This is a genomic window from Pseudomonas chlororaphis subsp. chlororaphis (assembly GCF_003945765.1).
GTDB classification, from domain to species: Bacteria; Pseudomonadota; Gammaproteobacteria; order Pseudomonadales; family Pseudomonadaceae; genus Aquipseudomonas; species Aquipseudomonas chlororaphis.
Window position 1 is genome coordinate 3,468,745 of the sequence record NZ_CP027712.1, and the last position, 23,246, is coordinate 3,491,990.

Annotated in this window: 16 protein-coding genes and 1 pseudogene; 10 read left to right on the forward strand and 7 right to left on the reverse strand. The window is 57.4% G+C overall.

Features of this window, described 5'->3' with window-relative positions; genetic code table 11:
• Positions 1-41: 41 nt before the first annotated feature.
• The 5 genes from C4K27_RS15905 to C4K27_RS15925 form a co-directional block, all read right to left on the reverse strand.
• A complete protein-coding gene (locus C4K27_RS15905) occupies positions 42-1,373 on the reverse strand; it encodes an APC family permease (RefSeq protein ID WP_053261196.1) in 1,332 nt (443 codons plus the stop codon).
• A gap of 12 nt (positions 1,374-1,385) precedes the next feature.
• Positions 1,386-2,543 carry an iron-containing alcohol dehydrogenase gene (locus tag C4K27_RS15910; protein ID WP_053261197.1) on the reverse strand — a complete coding sequence of 386 codons (1,158 nt, stop codon included), beginning with the start codon at positions 2,541-2,543 and terminating at the stop codon, positions 1,386-1,388.
• 249 nt (positions 2,544-2,792) lie between these two features.
• Entirely contained in the window at positions 2,793-3,668 is an 876-nt protein-coding gene (locus C4K27_RS15915) for an alpha/beta fold hydrolase (protein WP_053261198.1), read from the reverse strand.
• Complete coding sequence (locus C4K27_RS15920) at positions 3,665-5,191, reverse strand: flavin-containing monooxygenase (RefSeq protein WP_053261199.1); 1,527 nt, start codon at positions 5,189-5,191, stop codon at positions 3,665-3,667. The genes C4K27_RS15915 and C4K27_RS15920 overlap by 4 nt, the downstream gene beginning before the upstream one ends.
• Positions 5,192-5,694: 503 nt before the next feature.
• Positions 5,695-6,276 (reverse strand): TetR/AcrR family transcriptional regulator, encoded by a 582-nt coding sequence (locus tag C4K27_RS15925; RefSeq protein ID WP_053261200.1) that lies wholly within the window; start codon positions 6,274-6,276, stop codon positions 5,695-5,697.
• Between the two features lie 556 nt (positions 6,277-6,832).
• On the opposite strand from C4K27_RS15925, the gene C4K27_RS15930 reads away from it, so the two are divergent.
• The 8 genes from C4K27_RS15930 to C4K27_RS15965 all read left to right on the forward strand — a co-directional run bounded on the left by C4K27_RS15930 (position 6,833) and on the right by C4K27_RS15965 (position 18,486).
• Complete coding sequence (locus C4K27_RS15930) at positions 6,833-7,720, forward strand: phytanoyl-CoA dioxygenase family protein (protein WP_053261201.1); 888 nt, start codon at positions 6,833-6,835, stop codon at positions 7,718-7,720.
• 220 nt (positions 7,721-7,940) lie between these two features.
• Positions 7,941-9,308: an NAD(P)/FAD-dependent oxidoreductase gene (locus C4K27_RS15935; protein WP_053261202.1), complete on the forward strand. Its 1,368-nt coding sequence runs from the start codon at positions 7,941-7,943 to the stop codon at positions 9,306-9,308.
• Between the two features lie 112 nt (positions 9,309-9,420).
• On the forward strand, positions 9,421-10,068 hold the full coding sequence (locus C4K27_RS15940) for a hypothetical protein (RefSeq protein WP_053261593.1): 648 nt from the start codon (positions 9,421-9,423) through the stop codon (positions 10,066-10,068).
• A 557-nt stretch (positions 10,069-10,625) separates the two neighbouring features.
• Entirely contained in the window at positions 10,626-12,047 is a 1,422-nt protein-coding gene (locus C4K27_RS15945; protein ID WP_053261203.1) for a DUF1329 domain-containing protein, read from the forward strand.
• 24 nt (positions 12,048-12,071) lie between these two features.
• Entirely contained in the window at positions 12,072-13,718 is a 1,647-nt protein-coding gene (locus tag C4K27_RS15950) for a DUF1302 domain-containing protein (RefSeq protein ID WP_307669808.1), read from the forward strand.
• A gap of 8 nt (positions 13,719-13,726) precedes the next feature.
• On the forward strand, positions 13,727-16,141 hold the full coding sequence (locus C4K27_RS15955) for an efflux RND transporter permease subunit (protein WP_053261205.1): 2,415 nt from the start codon (positions 13,727-13,729) through the stop codon (positions 16,139-16,141).
• A gap of 10 nt (positions 16,142-16,151) precedes the next feature.
• A complete protein-coding gene (locus tag C4K27_RS15960; protein WP_053261206.1) occupies positions 16,152-17,114 on the forward strand; it encodes a WD40/YVTN/BNR-like repeat-containing protein in 963 nt (320 codons plus the stop codon).
• Positions 17,115-17,340: 226 nt separating this feature from the next.
• Entirely contained in the window at positions 17,341-18,486 is a 1,146-nt protein-coding gene (locus tag C4K27_RS15965) for a PucR family transcriptional regulator (RefSeq protein ID WP_238437350.1), read from the forward strand.
• Positions 18,487-18,887: 401 nt separating this feature from the next.
• Here C4K27_RS15965 and C4K27_RS15975 read toward each other — a convergent pair whose 3' ends face one another.
• Positions 18,888-19,325 carry a hypothetical protein gene (locus C4K27_RS15975; RefSeq protein ID WP_053261208.1) on the reverse strand — a complete coding sequence of 146 codons (438 nt, stop codon included), beginning with the start codon at positions 19,323-19,325 and terminating at the stop codon, positions 18,888-18,890.
• A gap of 85 nt (positions 19,326-19,410) precedes the next feature.
• Between C4K27_RS15975 and C4K27_RS15980 the strand changes: the two genes are divergently transcribed.
• On the forward strand, positions 19,411-19,692 hold the full coding sequence (locus C4K27_RS15980; RefSeq protein WP_053261595.1) for a helix-turn-helix domain-containing protein: 282 nt from the start codon (positions 19,411-19,413) through the stop codon (positions 19,690-19,692).
• An 881-nt stretch (positions 19,693-20,573) separates the two neighbouring features.
• Positions 20,574-20,858, forward strand: a pseudogene (locus C4K27_RS31480) (arsenic resistance protein); the annotation flags it as partial.
• A 484-nt stretch (positions 20,859-21,342) separates the two neighbouring features.
• Here C4K27_RS31480 and C4K27_RS15995 read toward each other — a convergent pair.
• Positions 21,343-22,974, reverse strand: a complete 1,632-nt coding sequence (locus tag C4K27_RS15995) for a CapA family protein (protein ID WP_238437351.1) — start codon at positions 22,972-22,974, stop codon at positions 21,343-21,345.
• Positions 22,975-23,246: the final 272 nt, after the last annotated feature.

The following is a 23,246-nucleotide window of genomic DNA, read 5'->3' on the forward strand; positions in this document are numbered from 1 at the left end:
CCTTGTGGTTGTTGTCAGAACGCTCGATTGAAGGGCGATCGCTACACCAGGGCATCCGCTACAGGGCTGCGGAAGAGGCTGGTACGGCAGGCGAGATAAACGGCGCCTATGCCCAGCCAGCCACAGCCCATGATCAGTGCGTCTTTATCCAGGCTGGCGAGCATCCAGGCGGCCGTGACCAGGCCAATGAGGGGGAAGATCACACCTCGCAGAAGCCCGGCTCCGTCTTTGACGCGGGCATCGAAGGTCAGCCGCAACGCGCAAAGATTGACTGCGGTGAAGGCGAGAAAGGCGCCGAAGTTCACCAGAGACGTCGCGGTGGCGATCGTCAGTCCAAAACCTACAGTGCCGAAGGCACCGCAGAGCAGGATGTTGAAGGCCGGCGTCTTGTAGCGAGGGTGCAGCGCGCCGAACAACGTGCGGGGCAGTTGGTTATCTCGGCCGAGGGCGTACAGCAGCCGACCCACGCTCGCCTGGAACGACATGCCCGCGGCGAAGTGGGCGATGATGATGCCTGCCAATACCACGGCGAAGAACAGGTCCCCGCCGATCATCCGGGCAATCTCGAATGCCGCGCCATCCACATTCACGAACTCGAGGGAGGGATGGGCCAGATACATGAAGTACGAGGAGCCGACGTACACCGCACCACCGATCAAGGCGACCAGCAGAATGGCGCGTGGAATCGTCCGGCTCGGATCCCTGGTTTCCTCGCTGAGCGTGGACAGCGCGTCGAAGCCCAGGAATGAATAGGCGGCAATGGCCGCGCCGGCCATGGTCGTGGCGAACGGCACTTGCTGGTTGAAGAACGGCTTGGCCGACAGCAGCCCACCAGGGCCGTTGGCGACAGTGATGTAATGCCAGCAGAGACCGATGAACACGGCAATGATGGCAAGCTGTACCAGCATCAGTAAGACGTTGAACCGGTTCGCCACCTGGATGCCCAGGATATTCAGCAGCGTCGTGCTGACAATGAAACCCAGGATCCATACCCACTGCGGCACATCGGGAAAGGCCATGTTCAGATAGCTGGCGCCGAGCAACCAGATCAGCATCGGAATGAAGAAGTAGTCGAGCAGGGCGGCCCAGCCCACCATGAACCCGAGATTCGCATTCAGCATCTTGCGGGTATAGGTATAGGCCGAACCGGCTGCCGGGAACACCCTGACCAGGCGACCGTAGCTCAACGCGGTGAAAATGACGCCGATCGCCGCGATCCCATAGGACATTGCCGTGGTGTTCTGGCTTGCCTGCGAGATGACCCCATAGGTGCCGAAGACAATCAACGGGGCAAGGAATGCCAAACCGAAGAGCAGAACGGAAAACGGGCCCAGGGTGCGCTTCAACGAAGCGTTCGGGGTTGATTCGTTCATGACTGACACCCCTCACTCTACGAAGTTGTAAGCAGCGGCGACGATTTCGCGGTAGGTCTGCACGGTCATTTCCTTGGCATTGCTGGGGTCCGAAAAGTTGTTCTTCGACTTTTCAGCAATGCTCAGGAAGTCCTCTTCGCGCACGCCCTTCACTTCGGCGAAGCGGGGAATGCCCAGGTCCCTGCTCATCTGGAACAGGTGGCCGACAGCCGCCTCGGCGGCATCGACCGGCGAGAGGTTGGGATCGATCCCCAGCGCGTAGGCAACCTGAGCGTGCCGGAGAATGTCAGCGTCACGATTGTGGCCGAACACAAAGGGCAGGAAGATCGCGTTGCCCACGCCGTGCGGCGTGTCGTACATGCCACCGATGGCCTCGGAAATGCAGTGCACGCTGCCAACGTCCGCGTTGCCGAATGCCATGCCGGCGATCAGGCTTGCCACCAGCATCTGCTCGCGGGCCTTCAAGTTATCCGGCTCTTGCACTGCCGGCTTGAGGTGCTGGCTGATCAAGCGGATGGCATGCAGCGCCAGACCATCGCTGATCGGATTCGATACGCGACAGGTGTAGGCTTCGATGGCATGGGTCAAGGCATCCATCCCGGTCGCGGCGGCAATCGACGACGGAAGCGTCGTGGTGATGTGCGAGTCGAGCAGGGCCAGTACTGGGCCGATTCGATAATCCAGAACGTTCATCTTGAAGTGGCGTGCGGTGTCGGTGACCACCGAGAAGCACGTCACCTCGCTACCGGTGCCCGACGTGGTAGGGATCGCCACAATAGGCGGTATGGCGTGCTTCAGTTTGAAAGAGCCCTCGTAGTCCTCGATCCGGCCCTCGTGGGTCAGGAGCAGGCTGATGGCTTTGGCTGCGTCCATCGCGCTGCCCCCGCCAATGGCCAGGAGGCCATCGATACCTTTGCCGCGGTACATCTGTGCAGCGTGATTGATGTCTGCGCTGCGAGGGTTGGCCTTGACGTCCGAGATTTCATCGAAGGAAATGCCCGATTTTTCCAGGCTGGCATACACGCTGGTCAACAGACCTGCCGCCTTAACCCCGGCATCGGTGACGATCAGGATGCGCTCCAGGCCAAGTTCACGCAGATGTTCGCCGGTGCGCTCACGCAGGCCAGGCTCCATCACAACTTTGCTGGGGAGTAAGAACTTGAATTCCATACATACCTCTTGCCTTTGCGGCTTAGTTGTCATTGTTAAAAGGGCAGTGAAGGAGCATCAGCACCAGGCCGCAGTAACAGCCCAGACAGGTGATGTGTGGCTCGACGGTTTCGCACAAGCCGGGTTCTTGTTGTTTTGATTTCCATGGAACTTGAGCAACCGCAATGCGCTGCAAACGGCCAGACTCAAGTTCTAATGGGTAAAAAGAGGGGCGCTAAACAACACGCCCCTAAAATGCAACGTTTGTTTCTAACGCATATGGGTTGCCAAGAGAGACAGCAGCGTGCCTGACAGGGAGGGAGGGAGATCATGCCCCATCCCCGGCAACAGAACTAAGCGCGCCCCGGGAACCGCAGCGGCAGTGGCGAAACCTCCGCTGGTTGCGACCATGAGGTCTTTATCCCCATGAATGACCAGCGTGCTGCAGCCAATCCGCCGTAGTTCTTGCGTGCGGTCGCCCGAGTTGATGATGGCGCCAATCTGCCTGGCAGTCCCGAGGTTGCCTGACTCACCGCCGCCTCGTTCCCAAGCCTGCATGGCATAGTCACGCAAGGCTTGTTCATTGCACTCAAGTGTCGAGCCAATGAGACGCATGATGTCTATATAGTCGCGAACACTTTCATGCTGAGTCCTGGGTGGGCGGCGCAGGAGTTGCAAAATCGCTTTGAGCGCTGGCTGGCCGACTCGCAGGGAACCGGTGGTCGAGAAGATCGAGGTGAGGGTCCTGACGCGCTCAGGGTAACGGGCGGCGAGTGTCTGGGCGATCATGCCGCCCATCGACATCCCCATGACGTGCGCCGTCTCCAGTTGCAAGCCATTCATGAGCCCGATCACATCATCGGCCATGTCACCCAGGTCGTAACCTGTGGTCGGCTTGCGGAAGAACTGCTGCATGACCGTGGGTGGCGTCACCTCGGTGAAAAAGGACCTGCCCGAATCACGGTTGTCCAGCGTGATGACGCGCAATCCCTGCTCAACCAGGCCGGCGATGATCGGTTGCGGCCAATAGGTCAGTTGCAGCCCCAGGCCGACGATGAGAATGACCGGCGGGGCCGTTTCAGATCCGTGGCTGCGATAGCAGAGCCTGCGCTGGCCTGGTAATTCACAGAACCGATCCGCGCTCATCGCCCGCTACCCTGGGTCTGTAGTTCGGCGCCAGTGCGCAGGGGAGCAGCGGGTATTGCGGTGAATTTGAGGCAGCTTTCGGCAACCGTTCCTCGGCGCAGCAGCTTGACGTCGCGGAAGTAATCCATCGACATCACCCAGGGCTCGCACGGGCCCTGGCGCGGCATGCTGTCCAAGGCGCGTTGTACGTATCCAGCGCCAAAGTCCAGCAAGGGGCGGGTTTCAATTCCGTCCGGGGCCTTGGGCTCGCAAACGTTGTAGCCATGCCCATCCATGAAGCCCAGCAAGCGACAGAAATGATCGCACAGCAGGCACACTTTCAAGGTCCAGGAAGAGTTTGTGTAGCCCACTGCAAAAGCAAAATTGGGCACGCCGGACAGCATCATGCCTTTGTAAGCCAGGGTCTTGCTCAGCACCACCGGTTTACCGTCCTTGTGCAAGGTCACTCCACCAAACAGCTGGACATTGAGCCCGGTGGCTGTGATGACGATGTCGGCTTTGAGCTCTTGGCCTGATCTGAGCAAAACGCCCGATTCCGTAAACCGCTCGATATGATCGGTGACGACGGAGGCTTTACCCGCACTGATTGCCTTGAATAAATCGCCTTCAGGAACAGAGCACAGTCGCTGGTCCCAGGGGTTGTAGGGTGGGTTGAAATGAACGTCGACAGGGTAGTCCTTGGGCAGCTCTTTCTTGGTCAGCCAGAGGAGCAGCTTGCGGGAAAGTTTGGGGAAGCGTTGGCAGAATCCCCAGAAGGCCAGCGTGATCTTGGCGTTCTTGTAGCGTGTCAGTGAGTAGGCGGTTTGCGCCGGCAGGACTTTGCGTAGAAAGGCTGCAATGGAGTCGGTGGCCGGTTGATTGATGATGTAAGAGGGGGTGCGCTGCAGCATGGTGATGCTGGCTACTTTGTCCGCCATGGCCGGAATCAACGTCACGGCCGTTGCTCCGCTGCCAATCACGACCACGCGTTTACCGCTGTAATCCAGGTCTTCGGGCCAGTGTTGCGGATGGATGATCTGCCCCTTGAATTGCTCTGTGCCTTCAAAGCGAGGGGTGAATCCTTGGTCATAACGATAGTAACCGCCTGCGCTGAACAGCCAGCGGCATTGAATGGTGCGGGGCTCTGTCGTGTTGCCGTCCTTGACTTTGACCGTCCACAATCCTTTCTCGCTTTCCCAGTCCGCGCAAAGCACTTTTTGCTGGTACTGGATGCGTTCCTGCAGCCCGTACTCGTCAACGGTCTCGCGCAGATACTCAAGGATGTCTGCGGCGTCCGCCAATGACTTGGCTTTGGTCCAGGGCTTGAAGTCGAAACCGAAAGTGAAGAGGTCCGAGTCGGAGCGGATGCCGGGGTAACGGAACAAGTCCCAGGTACCACCCGCACGCTCACGGGATTCCAGGATCGCAAAGGTTTTGTGAGGCTGATAGCGTCGCAGGTAAGCAGCTGCGCCGATACCCGACACCCCAGCTCCGATGATCAAAACATCCAGCGGCTCAATCGGAAGAATAGCGTGGGAAGACATAGCGCCTCCTATTGTTGTGTTATAGAGACTTGTTCGTTTGACTTGATCGCATGACCACGATAAATGCCGCCGATGGTATGGACAAGGTGCGAAATGCACCTGAAATCTATTGGTTTGGGATGTTTTGCACACCTCGACTCAAGGCGTCGTGCAAAGGCTGACGTTGTCTGCGTGATGAAGGATGACTAAGGATCGATGCTGCGATGGCCGCAACGTGCTATGCGGGGAAGGGCGATCGGCTTCGCTGACACAGGCAGGCTGGTAGCGCCGGTCAGCCAAAACGGCAGTTCATGTCAGGGGCGCAAGGATGCGGCCTGTGGGACGTCAACCTCCATACGCCGAGATTCTTCAATAGGCTGTGTATCCCACTGAGGTATCGCTGGACGGCGATGGCGGGCGGTTGGCTTGAGGGAGGCAATGGCAGCCAATCGGCTAGCCGGGCAAGGCAGCGCAAGCATCACGCTGCCATGCGGCATGGAGCAGGGGCACATCCGAGCACAGGGTCAGTAGCTGGCAGCCAGTAGTTTTACAGCGCGACAGGCCGCCTCCGTCTCGGCCTCCAAGCGCTCCATATCACCGTGGGCTGACCAGGCGAGCAGGAGTCCGTCGAACAAATTGATCACTAACCGGCTGATGGTGGTCGACGCGGTCTTGTCCAGCTTGGGATTGGCAACCATCTCGATTCTCTGCTCTATCGCTTCGACAGAAATCGAATAAATCCTGGCAGCCATTGCCGGGTTGTTGCGCAGGTTCCAGAAGAAGAGCTCGAACTGGGTCGTGGCCAGGTCGGGGTGGGCAGTAAACCATTTGACCAACTGACGCAGTATCTCTGCCGCCGACTCTGCCGCGCCGGCACCTGTTGGCGCGCGCGCCAATGACTGCTGCGGCATGTTAATCAGGGACTCGTAGACGGCGCAGAACAAATCATCCTTGGTATGAAATACGTAGTGCAACGAGGCCAGCGGAGACTTTGCCTGGGCGGCGATACGCCGAGTCGTCGCGTTAGCTACCCCGTGCTCGGCAATCACCTTCACGGTTGCTTCAATGAAGTCTTGTTTGCGCTGTTCGGCGCCCATCCGAGCCATGTAGACAATCTCCTTACGGTGTTGCCGCCAGCAACCTGGTTCGGCGTCGAAAAGCGTGAATGCTAACGCATGGTAGCTCCCCAATCCATGAATCGACATGGGTGACCGTCAGGGCTTCGCCTTGTCGCCCCATGAGTGATGCCCTCCCTTACGCACCCAAAAGCAGCGGTTGTTTCCTAAATACCCAGTCTGTCGTGGGGCGCCGAAACAAGTTCAGCTGCGAAGTGGGTCGTGAGGTATCACCGGCGCTGCAGTCGCGGCGAGCGGGGGGCTTTGATTTTCCTGGCTTTGGACCCCTTGGCAAAAAAGCGGCACACAAACTGCTTGTGATCATTCGACTTGGTCAATTGATCAGGTCCTGAGCCCAATCTGGCTCAATGCGTGGGCGCGCCCATGACTCGACAGATCAGGGGCGAGCTAATGAGCACATCCCAGCTCGTCGATTTACCCATCCTTCCTGAGTTCATGGGCGCTTAGGCCCCGCAATGAAGGCGACGGATGTGGGGCGGGCGCAGGTTGTTGACTAGAGCATCCGATCACACAGCAGGAGATGTACATGCAGGCACGAAAACTATCGACCGTAAGCTGCGATGCGCCGATCGAGCAGGTGGTGGAGATTATCAAGCGGGACGGCGCCGTCGTTATTTCCAACTTTGTCTCGGGAGAAACGCTGAAGTCCCTTGCTGAAGAGCTGGAGCCCTATTTGAGTGCAACGCCGTGCGGTGTGGATCCTTACTTCGCTGGCACGCAGACACGCCGTGTCGCACGAATTATCGGGCGAAGCGACACGGCGGTGGAGGTGGCACTCAATCCCCTATTTCTCGGGGCGGCGAGAAAAATCTTGCAAGTCCCTGCGCATGTCTGGGTGGGGGAGGATCGAATCGAGGTCGAGCCTGATATTCAACTCAGCATTACCCAGGCTATTCAGATCGGTCCGGGGCAAGGCCGGCAACCGCTGCACCGCGACGATACCACCTCGCTCTGGCGTCACCCCCAGTACGGTCGTGAGGCTCGGCTGCAAATGATGCTGGCCCTTTCAGACTTTACCGAAGAGAACGGTGCAACGCGTGTCATTCCCGGAAGCCACGAGTGGAATGACGAGCGAATGCCCACTCAAGACGAAACCATCGCGGCGGAAATGCCGGCGGGCTCTGCGCTTTTGTGGATGGGGTCGGTGTACCACGGAGGTGGCGCCAACACGTCCTCGGCGCCTCGAACCGGCCTCACGATGGCCTATGACTTGGCATTCTTGCGACTGGAAGAAAATCACTTCCTTTCCATCCCCATTGAGCGGCTGCGTCAGCTCCCCGCAGAAATGCAGCGCCTGCTGGGCTGGAGCTGCAGTAGCACGTTGCTGGGGTGGGTGGAAGTCGATGGCCAGATGCGCGACCCGCAAGAGCTGCTGGCCATGCCTTCTTTCGCCGGGGCGGGTAAAGGCTTTTAAGCCTTTCAAATCGACCCTGTGGGGGCGCCCCACGGTTTGAGGAGTGGTCGACGTCTCTTCGAGGCCTGCTTTGCCTGTACCGACTTTAACGTCAGGGAGAGCGGCCGACGCCGATCAGCGCACAACTGCGCCGCCGTTCATTTTCATTGCGAGTGCTGTCGTGCCCGATGAGATGTTCGTGCACGCAAATATTGACTGAGTGCACGTAGGAGTGAAGCGAATGAAAGCTTCGAATACAGAGGCCCGTAACGGTTCTGAAACCCTGAGATTTCGCAATCTTGGCGGGTGGGTGGAGCGGCCGGTCGACCTGCAGCCGGAACTCAAAGGCCATGAGCACGCCGATGTGATCGTGGTCGGAGGTGGTTTTGCCGGCCTGTCAACCGCGCTCGAGCTTACGGCTCTTGGGGCGAAAGTCATTGTCCTGGAGCAGGAGTTCGCCGGCTTCGGTGCCAGTGGGCGCAATGCGGGCTATCTGCTCGGCAGCATGGGTATCGAGTGCGACGTCTTCGTCAAGCGGGTGGGGATGGAGCAGGCAAAGAGCTTCGTCAGTTTCTACGACGAGGCCGTCACTTACGTGGAAGAGCGTTTGACGGCCTTGGGTATCGACTGTGATTACAATCCCTCGGGGGTTATCCGGGCTGCTGTTCATCCTAGCCAGGAAAAGCGGCTGCGCGCGAATATGGAGCTGGGGCATAAGTTGGGCTCTGTGACCCGCTTTGTGGATAGTGCCGAGATGCGCGTGCGGGGAATCCCGCCGGCATTCCTGTTTGGCAGCGAGCAGCGCGGTGGCACCTTGAATCCTGGGAAGTACGTCAGCGGCCTGCGTCGCGCGGCAATCCTGGCGGGGGTAAAACTTTACGAACGCACCCCGTTGCTTTCCTACAGTGAAGGGTCGGTCATCACCTGCAAGACCGCTCTCGGTAGCGCAACCGCACCGGTAATGGTGCTGGCAACCAACGCCTATACGCCTCAGTTGGGGGTGCTACGTAACAAGGTTGCGCCGATCCGCGTTTCGGCAATCGAAACCCAGCCGCTGTCGGCGGAGCAACTGGCGTCCCTGGGTTGGAAAGGGCGGGAAGGGCTCATCACGCCGCACTACACGATGGAGAGCCACCGCCTGACGGCCCATGACACCATGGTGTTAACGGTGAAAGAGTTGGGCTATGCCTACGGCTCGAAGACCCCCAATGTCCCGGATTATCGCGCCTATACCGCATTGGCCCGGGTACTGCGCGAGCGCTATCCCTCGTTGCAAGGTCTTGGCATTCAGCACTGCTGGAGCGGATACATCAGTGGGGCTTACGACTTCCTACCCGTCATCGGTGCAATGGGTGCGAAACAGAATATTTTCTATACCGCGGGTTGTTCGGGCCATGGCCTGGCTACTCAATCGCTCATGGGGGCGCTTTTCGCCGGGCGGATCAACGGCAAAGAGCCTCCACTTCTAGCGGCGCTGCAGCACAAGACCCCCTCCATGCTGCCTGAGCCATTTCAATGGTGCGCTATACAGTCCGCTTTTGCAGCGGCCAAGCTACTTGATGCCTGGACCGACAACAAAGTGCGTAAAGACAACGCTTTGAAAGGCTGAGAACAATGCGGGGGGACATTAATGGCGCCCTATTGTTGCCCCGACGCATGGGCAGAGGCGAGGCATCGGCGCGACACTATTTAAAGAGGCTGTTATCGTGGAACTGATAGATATATTTGCACTGGTCTCATGCATTCTGCTGGTGATTTGCGGGCTAAGTTATGGCGTGGCATTCATCCGGCGGAATAATTATTTGCTCGGCCTGGAGTTCTTGATTGTGGGGATCTCCGCGTCGAACTTCACTACGTTTATAGCCACGGGCTGGCAAGCCAATTACAACGTCGCGATCTTTCTCGACGCCTTTTCACGAGGAGTTGGCGTGCCTATTATCGCGACGCTTGGGTTGATGGCGGTTACGCACAATTACAAGCCATCTCTCGCGAAAGACATCAGCCTGTTCGTGGCGGGTTTTGCCGCTACAGGTGTCTACTTTCTATCCGGCATCGTTAAGGAGTCGCTGCCTTACTTCTATATGCTCATGTGGTCAATCTACACGTTGTACCTTTGCTACTTTACCTGGCGATTGGCACGTGCCGGAGAGGTATTCCACGCACTGGCTACTGTCCTGGGCGGGGCGGCGGGGCTGACCGTGGCACTTCGGTACGACTTCTTCCCGATTCCGGGCGATGACACAAAAATGATCTTCATGACCTGCGCCTTCCTGGCTTGGTCATATTCGATTGTGCAGCTGTATTACGCCTATGGTGCGCTGGAACGTTCGAGGAAAGATTCTTCTTACTCGCTTCTTCATTCCAGGTAAGTCTGCACTGCGTAGCGAGCTGTTCCGTTCCTGTAAGGCGTGCTGTTTCGAATACTCCATGTTTTCGTATCAGGAATAATCTACTACTCCATGGCTGGCCGTAGGCCTGCTTCTTTGCCGCCCTCCTGGGCGGCTTTTTTTTGTTGTTAGCGAGCAGATCTACACAGCCTCTGCTGTTAGAACCAAGCAATGTCCGTTGTGCAAGTAACGAGGGTAGGAACCCTGGCTATCCAAACTGGCAAAGGCAGTTTTCGCCAAGTTACGACGCACACTCAGGCTGGCTCTTTTGCCCCATGACCAAGCACTTCTTGGTAACAGGTGTTTCCTTAATTCCCATTATGGGGCAGTAGGTCGACATACGCAGATCTCCGGCAGACTGTAACTGTTTGTTTTTTATAAAGAAATAATTAGATTTTGGATTCTGGCATATGGCTTGCCTCATGATCATCTGACATGGTCAATTGACCATGTCAGATGATCGAATGTGTGGCAGGAACCGATTTTTCCGTCTGGAAGGCCCTGCCATCGATCAAAGCCCTTTGTTTGAGGATCCTCCAATGAAAGATGTGACTGAACGGCTGGAAGGTAACGTATCCACCCGCCGTGTTATCAGGCAGCTGCTGGTGACTATTGCGGCATCGACTGCGATTTTCTCGGTCCAGGCTGCGACCATGGGGCCTGAGGCGCTGGGTTCGAAGCTGACTCCCCTGGGGGGAGAGATCGCCGCAAGTTCCGGCGGGGACATTCCGGCCTGGACGCAACCTGGGCAGCAGGGGGCGGGATGGAGTTACGGCCAGGTCCGCGGGGAGCACTGGAAGTTCAAGGGCGATAAACCCCTCTACAGCATCGACTCGAACAATGTGGCGCAGCATGCGAGCAAGCTGTCCCCCGGCCAGCTTGAACTGTTCAAGAAAGTTCCAGGCTATCGCATGGATGTCTATCCGACCCGTCGTACCTGCGGCGCTCCAGACTTCGTGGCCGAGAACACCAAGCAGAACGTTGGCTTCGCCAAGCTTGATGCTGCCGGTGTCGCCCTCGAGGAAGCGCATGTTCCGGGTATCCCGTTCCCCATGCCCAGCACCGGTGCCGAGGTGATGTGGAACATGAAGATGCGCTATCGCGGGGTGGGCGTCGAACTGCCCCGGAGCATTTCCGGGATTTCGCCGCGCAAGGGTGGGGAATGGTTACGCCAGTCGACAGACACGGTCTTCTTCACACCATGGGGCAAAAAGGGCAGTGCGCTCTTCTCATCCGTCGGTCGCCTGGAAAACGCCACCTTCTTCAACTACCAGGAGCCCGCCGCCCTGGCCGGTCAGGCCGCGGTGCAGACTGCCGTGGCCGGCGAACAGGCCACGACCTTCTACTACTTCCCCGGCCAGCGTCGCGTGCGCCGCATGCCGTCCTATTCCTACGACGCGCCGCAGATTGGCCTGGACAACCAATACACCGTCGATGAAGCGAACGTGTTCTTTGGGGCCATGGACCGCTTCGACTGGAAACTGCTTGGCAAGCAGGAACTGCTGGTGCCTTACAACGTTTTTGGCGCCTATGACACGTCCGCCAAAGCAGAGGATTTTGCCGGCAACGACTCGGTTGCGCCGCAGTCGCGTCGCTATGAGCTGCATCGCGTCTGGGTGGTCGAGGCCAATGTCCGCCAAGGCATGCGCCACCAGGCACCAAAGCGCCTGTTCTACATCGACGAGGACAGCTGGAACGCCTTGATGGCCGTTGACTATGACAAGCAAGGGCAGATCTGGAAGGTGCGCGAAGGGCTCTCGATTCCCGTGTACGAGACGGGCGCTTGCGACGTGGAAGCCCAGGTCCAGTACAACCTGGCCGATGCGCGTTATCTCTTCGACATGACCTCGATCGGCGCGGGCAAGAACGATATTCGCTGGATCACCGACGAAGGTGGCAACCCCCGCCTGAAACGCGACTTCTTCACCTCCGATAACCTGCGAGCCATCAGCGAGCGCTAACACGACGTCAGATCGAGAGCCAGCATGAAAAAAATAATTACCAAAACGTCAGGCTTTGTCATCGCGTGCGCAACCCCATTGGCAATGGGGTTCACATTTGAAACCGAAACTATCCGTGGCTCGTTCGACTCCACGATCACCGCAGGCATGGGCGTGCGTACGGAGTCGCGGGGCTGCAACCTGATCAACCAGGGGCCCAGCGGGCACAACGTGCCCTCTGGCTGCCTGGCGCAGACCTCGGGCGTGGCTGACCAGGGCGACCTGAACTACGACCGGGGCGATCTCTTCACCAACTACCTCAAAGGTACGCACGAGCTGTTGCTGAAGATGCCCGAGGACCTCACCTTCATGGCGCGCGGCACCTGGATCCGCGACTTTGCCGCCACCGATACCACGGGCACGCTGTCGTTCAACACGCCCGAGAGTGTCGGCAGCAACGGCCTCAGCGACGACGCCCGCGACGACCTCGCCTTCAAGGCGCGCCTGCTCGATCTGTGGGTGAGCAAAGGCTTCGATGTCGGCGGGCAGCGGGTCCGGGCTCGCTTGGGTAATCAAGTGATCAACTGGGGCGAAAGCCTGTTCGTGGCCGGTGGTATCAACAATACCAATGCCTACGACTATCAAGCCCTGGCCCGTCCCGGCGTACAGCTCAAGGAGGCCGTGCTGCCGGCGCCGATTCTCAGCGTTGCATCGGGCCTGGGCTCCGGGGTGAATATCGAGGCTTACTATCAGTTCCGATGGAACAAGAGTGAAATGCCACCGGTAGGGAGCTACTGGTCCACCACCAATGGCCTCGGTGAGGGCAGGGGGGCCTACGGGTTCTCCGAAAAGGATGCCCGCGACAGCGGCCAGTGGGGTGTTTCGCTGCGTTGGCAACCGGAGGACAGCGACATCAACTATGGCCTCTACGTGATGCGTTATCACGACAAGTTGCCGTCATTGCAGGTAGACATTCTTGACCCGAACACCTTCGCGGCAGCACCGACCTGGCGCTATCAGGAAGATCGGATGATGTATGGCGTCAGCGCCAACATGCCGATTGGCGACTGGGCAGTAGGGACAGAGCTGTCGTACCGACCGAAGGACTCGGTCGCGCTAAACCCGGTCATCGATCTGTGTTCGAGCAATGGCGGCAAATGCTGGAAGGACGAGAAGAAATTCCAGTGGCACCTGACCGGCCTGTATAGCTTTACGCCTTCCAACTCCCCGACGCTGCTCGATTTCACCGGGGCCAGCACGGGCACCTTGCTGACTGAGTTGGTGGTCATCAAATACCCGGGGCTGCATGACGAGGTCAATGGCGAGCCGATCGCGGCCGGCCTGAATACCTGGCAGCTGGACCCCGCGACAGCGCCGAAGGCCCATGGCGACAAGACCTCGTCGGGTATCAATCTGGACTTCAGCCTGACCTATGACGGTACCTTGCTGCCGGGATGGCAGGTCACCCCAGGCGTCTTCTACTCGCGCTCGCTGGGGGGAAGAACACCGAACCTCAGCGCAACCTTCACCGAAGACGCGAGCAGTATGAACCTCTACCTGAACTTCGTGCGAAACCCGGCCAGTTGGCAGATTTCCCTCAACTACGCGAAGTTCATGGGGGGCGAGACCCCTTACGATCAGCTGTACCGTGACCGCGACTATGTCGGTGTCGCGATCTCCCGCACCTTGTGAGGCCTGCCGTGAACGGTTCTGTAAAACTATCTGAAATCCGGGCACGTGGCGTGCTGTCACGCGTTGAGGGCGTCTTGTTCTGTCATCGTCGGCTGGTGCTGGCGAGCCTGGCCGTTTTCACCCTGATCATGGGCTGGTTCGCCGTGCAACTGCGTATGGATGCCGGTTTCGAAAAGCAATTGCCGATAGGCCACGAATACATCAAGACATTCGAGGCGTACCGCAATGATCTGCTGGGGGCAAACCGGCTGACCATCGTGGTCAGGGCACGAAATGGCGATATCTGGAGCGCCCCAGGCCTGAAGCGGCTCTATGACGTTACCCAGGCGGTGACCTTTTTCCCGGGGGTATCGCGCAGCAGTGTGCGTTCGTTGTGGACGCCCAATGCCTTCGTCAACGAGATCACTGAAGAAGGTTTTCGCGCCGATCCGCTGGTACCAGGGACGGTTTCTCCCGAGCACTTGGATGACGAGAACATCGCGAAGATCTCCAACTCCACTGCGCAGGGAGGTTTCATTGGCACGCTGGTCTCCCGTGACCAGAGCAGTGCGATGATCACCGCGGAACTCAATGAGTTCGATGCCAACGGGGCCCATCTGGACTATGTCGCGTTCAACCATCGGCTGGAGAATGAGATCCGCCAGCAATTCGAGGATGGCGCTTTCGAAATCCAGATTATCGGTTTCGCCAAGCAGATCGGCGACATCGCTGACGGGGCTTCAGCAGTGCTGGAGTTCTGTTTGCTGGCCTTGTTGCTAACGGCGGGGGCGGTGTACTGGTACTGCCACTCGCTGCGCTTCACGCTGCTGGCGCTGGTCTGTTCGCTGGCCTCGCTGGTATGGCAGTTCGGCAGCCTGCGCCTGCTGGGGTACGGCCTCGACCCGCTGGCGGTCCTGGTGCCCTTTCTGGTATTCGCCATCGGGGTCTCCCATGGCGTGCAGCAAATCAACTTCATCGTCCGTGAAATCGCGATTGGCAAGCGCGCCGAAGAGGCGGCGCGCTCAAGCTTCACGGGGTTGCTGATCCCTGGGACCCTGGCATTGGTGACCGCATTGGTTTCTTTTGTAACGCTGCTCTTGATCCCCATCCCGATGGTGCGGGAGCTGGCTATCACGGCATCACTTGGCGTGGCCTACAAGATCGTCACCAATCTGGTGATGTTGCCGTTGATGGCGTCTTTGCTGCACGTCGATGACAAGTACGCTGCGGCGCAGGAAGTCTCCCGGCAGCGCCGGTCCCGCTGGCTACGAGGCCTTGCTCGGCTCGCCGAGCCGCGCAAGGCGCAGTGGGTGCTTGGCGTTGCCTTGGCAGTCTTTCTGGTCGCGATCTGGCAAAGCCATGACCGTATCGTTGGCACACTGCAGGCGGGTGCGCCAGAGTTGCGCGAGGACTCGCGTTTCAATCGCGATGCAGTCTCCATCGCCAGCAACTACGACATCGGTCTGGACTGGCTCAGCGTGGTTTTCGAAGTCAATTGGGATACGTCTGGCGAAGACACTCAAGTGGCCTGCGAGGATGTCGCTCTGGGTCAATACCAGGATCGCTTCGTGTGGGCCATGCAGGGGGTGCCTGACGTACTGTCGGTCGCTTCCTTCTCCACCAACATGCGCCAATTCAACGAGGGGTACAACGAAGGCAATCCGAAGATGGCTGCGGTTCCCATCGATCCGATGAACTACGCCGCGCTGGCCACTGAGGTTGCGCGCACGCCCGGGCTGGTTCGTACCGACTGCAGTATGTCTGCCGTGCACCTGTATCTGGCAGATCACAAAGCCACGACGATCAATAGGGTGGTGGAAGCCGCCAAGGCTTTCCGAAGCGAGTATCCGATGCCAGGCATTTCGGTTCGCCTCGCTTCAGGCAACGCCGGTGTCCTGGCAGCCATCAACGAAGAGGTGGAGAAAAGCGAAACACCCATGCTGCTGTACGTCTATGCCGCCATCGCCTTGCTGGTGTTCGTTGTCTATCGCGACTGGCGAGCGGTGTTGGTGTGTTGTCTGCCTCTGACCATAGGCACCTTCATTGGCTACTGGTTCATGAAGGAGCTACAGATCGGCCTGACTATCGCCACCTTGCCGGTGATGGTGCTGGCAGTGGGTATCGGCGTCGACTACGCCTTCTACATCTACAACCGTCTGCAACTGCATCAGGCCCATGGCCAGTCGATCACCAAGGCGGTCGAGTACGCGCTGCTCGAGGTGGGCGTCGCCACCATCTTCACCGCGATCACCCTGGCAGTTGGCGTCGCCACTTGGGCGTTCTCCGAGCTGAAGTTCCAGGCTGACATGGGCAAGCTGCTGGCCTTTATGTTCATCGTCAATATGGTCATGGCCATGACCGTGCTGCCGGCCTTCGCCGTCTGGCTGGAGCGGGTGTTCCCGCGTAGGCGCCCCGTGCGCATGATCGGCGCGCTAGCGCACTGAGGAGAGAACGATGCGATACATGCTTTCATTAACGGCGGTTTTGCTCGCCACCGCGTTGCCGCTGATGTCTCTCCAGGCCGCGCCGTTAGAGGCAATGCCGGCTGTCCAGTCGCGCAATGCCACGCAGGCCACCATGCTGGACGCCGTTTGGGCGGGCGAGCGCGTGGTTGCTGTCGGCGATCACGGCGTCGTGTTGTTGTCCGATGATCACGGCAAGCGTTTCCACCAGGCGAGCTCGGTACCGCTGTCCACACCACTGACGGGGGTGTCTTTCGTGGATGCCAAGCGCGGTTGGGCGGTTGGCCACTGGGGAGCGATCCTGTCCACCATGGATGGTGGTGAGTCCTGGCAGATCCAGCGCCTGTCCAGCGCCGAGGATCGGCCCCTGTTTGCAGTGCACTTTTTCAATGCCCAGCAGGGCGTTGCGGTAGGGCTCTGGTCTTTGGTGCTGACTACCGAGGATGGTGGGAAGACGTGGACGGAGCAGCCGTTGCAGGCACCACCAGGCGCCAAGAGGGCCGACCTCAACCTGATGGGGCTTTTTGCCGACAGCCGCGGCACGCTTTACGCCACAGCCGAGCATGGGCAAGTGTTGCACTCCGAAGACCATGGAAAAAGCTGGCGTTATCTGGATACCGGCTACGAAGGCACCCTTTGGTCTGGCGCAGTACTGGTCGATGGAAGTCTGCTGCTTGGTGGCCAGCGTGGGACACTGTTGCACGGCTCTGCGAGTGAACAGGGCTTTCGCAGATTGCCGACGCAAAGCAAAGGCTCTGTCACCTCTGTAGTGGTAGCTGGCCCTAAAGTGCTGGCGGTCGGGCTGGACGGGCTGATGCTGCAGAGCAGCGATGGTGGACACAGTTTCCAGGAGAAACAATCCGCTGATGGTGTCTCGCTGACGGCGGCGCTGTTCAATGCCGACGGAGCACCTGTGCTGTTTTCACGTCGTGGGGTAATACCCTACCAGGAGTGAAGGGTCGCTCATTGCCGTGCGCGCCAACGGGCTAACTGCTCGTGGCGCGCAAGCCATAAGGGTGCTATCAGTCATCCTGCGCCTGCACTATTTCCCTGCGTTTTTTGAGTGGTTGTCCATGACCAGTACGCCGTCCCCCTGGCCACGCCCATCGGAAGCCGTTCGTGAGCTCATGCGCAAAGGTGCCGAACTCGCTCAGACACTACCGCCGGAGTGGATCGAGCGCATGAATCAGGCGCTTTTTTCTTCACCGGAAGAGGTGAGGCTGTTGGAGGACCCGGTCATCCTGGCGGCGTGCCGGCGTGCCAATCGGGCAGAATTGCTGCACTGGGCGAACGCGAATCTACAGCGACCTGGAGAACCGGTGGAACCCTACGTGTCTGCAGACATGGTGGACACGGCCAGGGAACTTGCCCGCAGGGGGGCATCCGAACTGCTGATGAATGTCGCAAGGTCGACACAAAACGTAGCCTGGGAACTGTGGATGAAGATGGCGTTCAGCCTGACGCAGGATCCGGTGGTGCTTGAGGAGTTCCTGGAAGTCTCGTTGCGGTCGATCTCGGGGTTCATCGACAACAACATGCGTGTGGTGACCCAAATCATCCTGGAAGAAAAGAGCGTCCAGGCCCATGACGACCACATTGACAAACGCAGTCTGGTCAGTCGGTTGCTCGACGGCAGAGATGTGGATACCGAGCAGTTCGGCAAGCGACTAGGCTACAGCCTTTCTCAGAAGCACCATGCCTGCCTCGTCTGGAGCGAAATCCCGGACGCAGAACTCCGCCCGCTGGAGGAGATGGCGCGCGCTCTGGCGCATCTCAGTGGCACAGTCGCGCCCCTGATCGTGTTCGCGGGCCCTGCCACCCTTTGGGTCTGGAGCAACGCGGCAAAGCCGCTGGACCTGAACATGCTGCAAGGCGTTGCTCGGCAATTTCCAAAGATACGCGCGGCAGTCGGCTCCCCGGGAGCGGGGGTGAATGGTTTCCGTCGATCACACTTGGAAGCCTTGACCACCCAGAGATTGATGGGCCGTTTGGCTGGCGCCCCCGCCGTTGCCACGATCGATCAGGTGAGGATGGTGTCTCTGATGACCCAGGACGCGCGTGCGGCCAGGCAGTTTGTCTTGAGCACGCTGGGGCGGTTGGCGACGGAGCCCATGGTTCTTCAGCGCTCGTTGCACGCCTTCCTGGCCAATGGCTGCAATATCACCCAGACCGCTGAAGCACTGGGTACGCACCGCAATACATTGCTGCGTCGGCTGGAGCGCGCTCAGGACCTGCTGCCCGTCCAACTTGCCGACCATCGCATTCGGATCGCCGCAGCACTTGAGCTGGTGATCTGGAGCATCCCGCTGGACAACGGTGAGCAATAGCCTCCGTTTCCCTTGATTGTCTATAGGCTGGCTCAGCGCCAAGGGGAGGGTGGCCAGTTCGAGCAGCGCATCACCGACGGTTCGGGTGTTGTGGATCAGGTAGAACATATCGCCAAAGAAATCGATCCCCTGGGAGAGCCCATACTCCAGGCGGAACAACGCGTTGTTCGAGCCCCGCTGGCACAGTCCCAGGAATGCGCAATTGCCTTCGCCAGGCACGTGAGCTGATCGCTCAGCCATGCTGAAGCGACTTTGAAATATGTGAAAAAAAATGTGCAGAAGAATCCAGTAAATACTTCTGTAGCAGGCATTCTAGAGCCGCTAAGCAGTTTACAGAAATGTGCATTTTCTGAAGCTGTTGCACCCTCGGTTTTACTCATTGGGCGCCTAGCAAGCGCATGTCAGGTTCCACTATCGGGTGCTTGCCTGAAAAGCACCACCTTATTGGAGTTGGACAGATACGAGCGTGCTTGGCTATTTTCGAAGTAAACCACGCCTGAATGGAGCAGGTAGAGGAGACTCGAGTTACCATTGCTTTTGATCTTTGCAATTTCCTTCAACCGTTCCATCTTCCAATCCTCTGTGCCGTTCAGGTGTCCAGGGCTAACCAAATGCACCCGCGTGATTTCCCAAGCATCATTGTCAACGCCTTCGAGCTCCAGTAAGTCATCGAGAGCTTTGATCAGCAGTGTCGCTGGACGAGCTATGCCTTCAACATGTTCCAGCGCCATCACATAGAACCACGGCTGTGAGGTCAGGTACTCGACGTAACGCCATGAATGCGCGCCTTTCACTAAGGCTCCGAGCGGCACCTCCGCGTGTTCAAGCGTCAGAAACATACAACCTCCAGTAGAAATGAACACTATAGATTGTAGCCCTATAGTGATCATTATTGCTTCATCGTTCCTTTTGCAGGTACAGCAAATGGAACTTAGTGCAGCATTCGGACAGGCCCTCAAACAGATTCGCAAAAAACAGGGGAAGACCCAGGAGGACTTTTCGAACGTGAGTAGTCGGACTTATCTGAGCACCTTGGAAAGAGGTCTGAAGTCCCCAACACTTGAAAAGATTCAAGAAATTGCAGGGCTTTTGGGTGTCCAACCTCTAACGTTGTTGGCAGCGGCATATCAGTTCAAGAGCGAACTGCCGACCAGTGAGTTACTTCATTTGGTCCAGGCGGAATTGCGAGCTAATGGTTTCAGCTAGGCGACGTTTCAGGCTGGGCAATGCAGACCAGAAAGTCAGCTAAAAAGTGTAATCGTGGCGAAATATCTGTGATTTTGACACCAGATGCGAAAGCCACCCATGAATCTTGTCATTCGAAAGGTGGAAAAAAAGACAAAAGGAAGTGGTCCGTTCCACTTTATTCCTGACATTCGCAGGGAACTTCCGGGCATAGCCGTTTTAAGAGTCGTCTAAGTGGCTGTTTACCAAGGGATTACATTTTTTAGCTGACGAAATTCCACTTTATTCCTGACGCTCACATCTGACCACCGCCGACCCCCAAGCCTCCATAGATATGTTCGCATAATGTATATTATGTTAAATCATGTGCTGTGTCAGATATGTTCATGAGCGTGTTAAACCACTGATTCGACAAACCTGCTTCTGATGTCCACTCTCTCAACGGGCTTTGCCGACCGCTTGAGGCTTATGAATGGGCTGCGGTATGTCAACGGGGTGTACACGCAGGTATTCAACCGACGGCACGGCAAGGTGGGGCATTTGTTCCTGGGGCGGTTCAAGGCCATTCTGGTCGATCCGGGATGCTTCCCTGCTGGAGGTGTGCCGCTACGTGGAGCTGAGCCTGGTGCGCGCAGGCATGGTGGGTGAACCCGCTGCGTGGCCCTGGTCCAGCTACTATGCGCATGTGGGTGAGGTTGAGCCCCCTGCGTGGCTGGACACCGATGGCTTGCACGGCTATCTGTTATGGCTTATTCAACCAGTACCGCTCTGGGCAGCTGACCGCAGCCCAACGGGTCGAGGCCGTGAAAGCTCATCACACCCTCGCTCCGCCGATCCTGGCTACTACCGACGCGGTGCGCATACTTCCCATTCGTGGGCTCCTTTATCCAGGCAGGTTTGTTAGACGGTCGAACATTGTCGCGGGGTGGAACGCAGCGTGGGCATGGCTACCCGTTCCAGCAATGGCTGCGGTTCTGATTGTGGTGGTTGGATCTCAGATATCTTCGGTGGTGCGCGACATCAATCTGCTTGCTCCGGTTATCCCTGTGTACATTGGCTTTTTGATTTTGGCACCTCTGGTGGGTGCTTTGGCGTCAAGAATGGTCAAGCTTCCCGCAACTACTGCACGGGCAGTAACCTTTAGCGCATCAACACGGAATTCCTTGGTTGTTCTGCCCCTGGCTTTAACCAGTCTTGCGTCGACAACTTCCTAGATCGGCCATTCATGAACATACATCTGTGAACATGAGGCTCCCTACTCCCGCCAAAAACCCTAGCAATGATTGGAGGTTTCGATCACTCATGAACAGTAAATATCGCCCATAAGTTAAATGATGTATCTGCACACCCCGGCGCCATTCAGTTGCACCAATTGCGAAAAGCGCTTCGGCCGCTGAGAAATCATCTGCCGCAAGTGCCCTGCCTGCTCTATTACCCAACAACATCAGGCCTCCTGAGCTATAGAGCTGAGGCTAGCCTGACCAATCTATTCTTAGATGACCGTTCTCGACCATCAAGGCCGAGGACGGTAAAGATATCCAAAACCCGCGACCCATCGAATCGCAAGGCTGTACCGTTTAGGTGAACAGCATTGCGACCAGATAGTGGTTTTGCATAGGGGAAGTTCGCACCTATCGGAATGACACGCGCCCGCACGCCCTACAGTTCAAATCATTCCTGGATGTTTGAAATCGGAGACAGGATATCCTTCCACACCTTGTCATGTAAATGTGGCAGCTGACTCTTCTCCAGTTCAGTCAGGCCGTAACTATCCGGATTCTCCAGGACATCGGAGAACTTGACGATTCGGCAGTTGAAGCGATCGCCATCCAGTCTTTCATTAACAATATAGATAGGCAGTGTCCGTAGGTTGAACAGGCGAGTAGATCCGAGGGCTTTCCCAATGTTGAACTTTATAATGTAAGCAAGTTTTGAATTGCGGCTTTCTGGATGGTAACTGACAAAATCACCGAAAGCATAGACAACCAATGCATCCTGTTTGCCCGGACGTGGTACAAGCTGCGCAGGCTGACTGACATGTGGGTGGTTACCGAAGATAGTGTCAACACCGCAGGCAATAACTTTATGCGCGGCTTCAACAATACTGACGTGGGGATACATCTCGAACTCCCATCCCCAGTGGCAGTAGGCAATGATCCAATCCGCCCCCTTCGCTTTCGCTGCTGCTACCTGCTTCTCGATCAGTGAGTAATCGGGTGCTGGGTGGGCATCATTGAATCGCACCTCATTGGCGAGGTAAGGCTTGTCTGGGGGTACCTCGTGACCATTGAGATCAAAGGTGTAAGCCAGCAAGCCGACCTTGATGCCGTTCTTCTCGACAACGACCACATCATCCTGCTCGGCCTGGCTCGCGGCGGTGCCGGAATAGTAGGCGCCCGATTTTTTAAGAACCTCAAGGGTGGCGAGCACGCCCTCTTCTCCCCAGTCCATCGCATGGTTCGTTGCGGTGCTGAAGAAATTGATTTTCGCTTCGTCGCGGAACTTCTGGAACATCGCCTCGGACGTATTCATTCGGGCCGGTTTACCTGGATCCTGATCGCGCCCCACGGGCCTTTTCTTATTAACGGTTGACTCAAGATTGGCACTAACGATGTCAGCGGTGCTGTAGAAGTCAATGATGTCGTCGAACAGGTGCGGTGTGTTTTCCGGCGTCAGGCAATCGACCGCGAGCAAATCGCCTGCACATGAAACAGAGAAAGTGCGAACAGGCGGGTACGCGAATCCAGGGTCTATCGATGAGTCGTTCAGTTTGAAGAAATTTAAAACCTGCGACGCGAAGAACTCTTCCAGCCCCGACTCTTTCTCGGCGACCTCAAGCTGATTGAACCAATAGCGGTAGAGCCACTTGACCTTCTGGAATGGATTACCCGAAATTTCATACATACCCGTCTCTGGCTGCGGGTAGTGGAACTGCTTATAGAAAATGTAGCTCATCAGGAGAACCGCAAGCCTGGCCTGGTTGCGTTTATCCTTAAGGTAGTCTTTAAGTTCTTTGCGTTGATGAGGAGTGGGAAATACTGAATATCCAGGATGCGGATCCGGCAGTATTTCATCGAGCGCGATACCTCCCTTTAACGTGGCAGGATCGGCCAGTACCGGCTGAATCTTCGCCCAGACTTTTTGCGGGCCAACTTCTGCAATCCAGCCGAAAAGCGCCCGAGCGTATTCCTTCTCCTCAGGACTAATCGTCTCGACCATCTTCAGCTCGCCCTTCGCGACACGTTGAAGTGTGGCGACGACCTCACCATCATGCTTATCAAGACGGGTCGTGAGCTTCTGCATGAGCTCTCTTAAACCTTCCATTAAATATGCTCCATTCTGAACATCCTGATTTGCTTGAGTGCGTATTCCACGGAAGGTAAGCATCAGCTCCACACCATCGTGGTGTACGAATTCCAGAGACCCTTGCCATCTCAACGGCTTGGGTAGTCCAAATAGACAAAAACAACGTATTGAATTTAGGTCGACTAAATCAAGAATGTCCGACCTCACCTTTGGCTATAGGCATAAGTTTTTTTCAGAAGGCAGAATTTCAGCCGTCCCCTAGGATGCCA

Excerpts from the sequence above, each read along its gene's own strand:
- C4K27_RS15930 (WP_053261201.1), top strand. The coding sequence starts at position 6,833 with ATGCAGGCACGAAAACTATCGACCGTAAGCTGCGATGCGCCGATCGAG.
- C4K27_RS15995 (WP_238437351.1), bottom strand. The coding sequence starts at position 22,974 with ATGCAGAAGCTCACGACCCGTCTTGATAAGCATGATGGTGAGGTCGTC.
- C4K27_RS15965 (WP_238437350.1), top strand. The coding sequence starts at position 17,341 with ATGAATCAGGCGCTTTTTTCTTCACCGGAAGAGGTGAGGCTGTTGGAG.
- C4K27_RS15910 (WP_053261197.1), bottom strand. The coding sequence starts at position 2,543 with ATGGAATTCAAGTTCTTACTCCCCAGCAAAGTTGTGATGGAGCCTGGC.
- C4K27_RS15935 (WP_053261202.1), top strand. The coding sequence starts at position 7,941 with ATGAAAGCTTCGAATACAGAGGCCCGTAACGGTTCTGAAACCCTGAGA.
- C4K27_RS15975 (WP_053261208.1), bottom strand. The coding sequence starts at position 19,325 with ATGTTTCTGACGCTTGAACACGCGGAGGTGCCGCTCGGAGCCTTAGTG.
- C4K27_RS15980 (WP_053261595.1), top strand. The coding sequence starts at position 19,411 with ATGGAACTTAGTGCAGCATTCGGACAGGCCCTCAAACAGATTCGCAAA.
- C4K27_RS15915 (WP_053261198.1), bottom strand. The coding sequence starts at position 3,668 with ATGAGCGCGGATCGGTTCTGTGAATTACCAGGCCAGCGCAGGCTCTGC.
- C4K27_RS15925 (WP_053261200.1), bottom strand. The coding sequence starts at position 6,276 with ATGGCTCGGATGGGCGCCGAACAGCGCAAACAAGACTTCATTGAAGCA.
- C4K27_RS15920 (WP_053261199.1), bottom strand. The coding sequence starts at position 5,191 with ATGTCTTCCCACGCTATTCTTCCGATTGAGCCGCTGGATGTTTTGATC.
- C4K27_RS15945 (WP_053261203.1), top strand. The coding sequence starts at position 10,626 with ATGAAAGATGTGACTGAACGGCTGGAAGGTAACGTATCCACCCGCCGT.
- C4K27_RS15950 (WP_307669808.1), top strand. The coding sequence starts at position 12,072 with ATGAAAAAAATAATTACCAAAACGTCAGGCTTTGTCATCGCGTGCGCA.
- C4K27_RS15905 (WP_053261196.1), bottom strand. The coding sequence starts at position 1,373 with ATGAACGAATCAACCCCGAACGCTTCGTTGAAGCGCACCCTGGGCCCG.
- C4K27_RS15960 (WP_053261206.1), top strand. The coding sequence starts at position 16,152 with ATGCGATACATGCTTTCATTAACGGCGGTTTTGCTCGCCACCGCGTTG.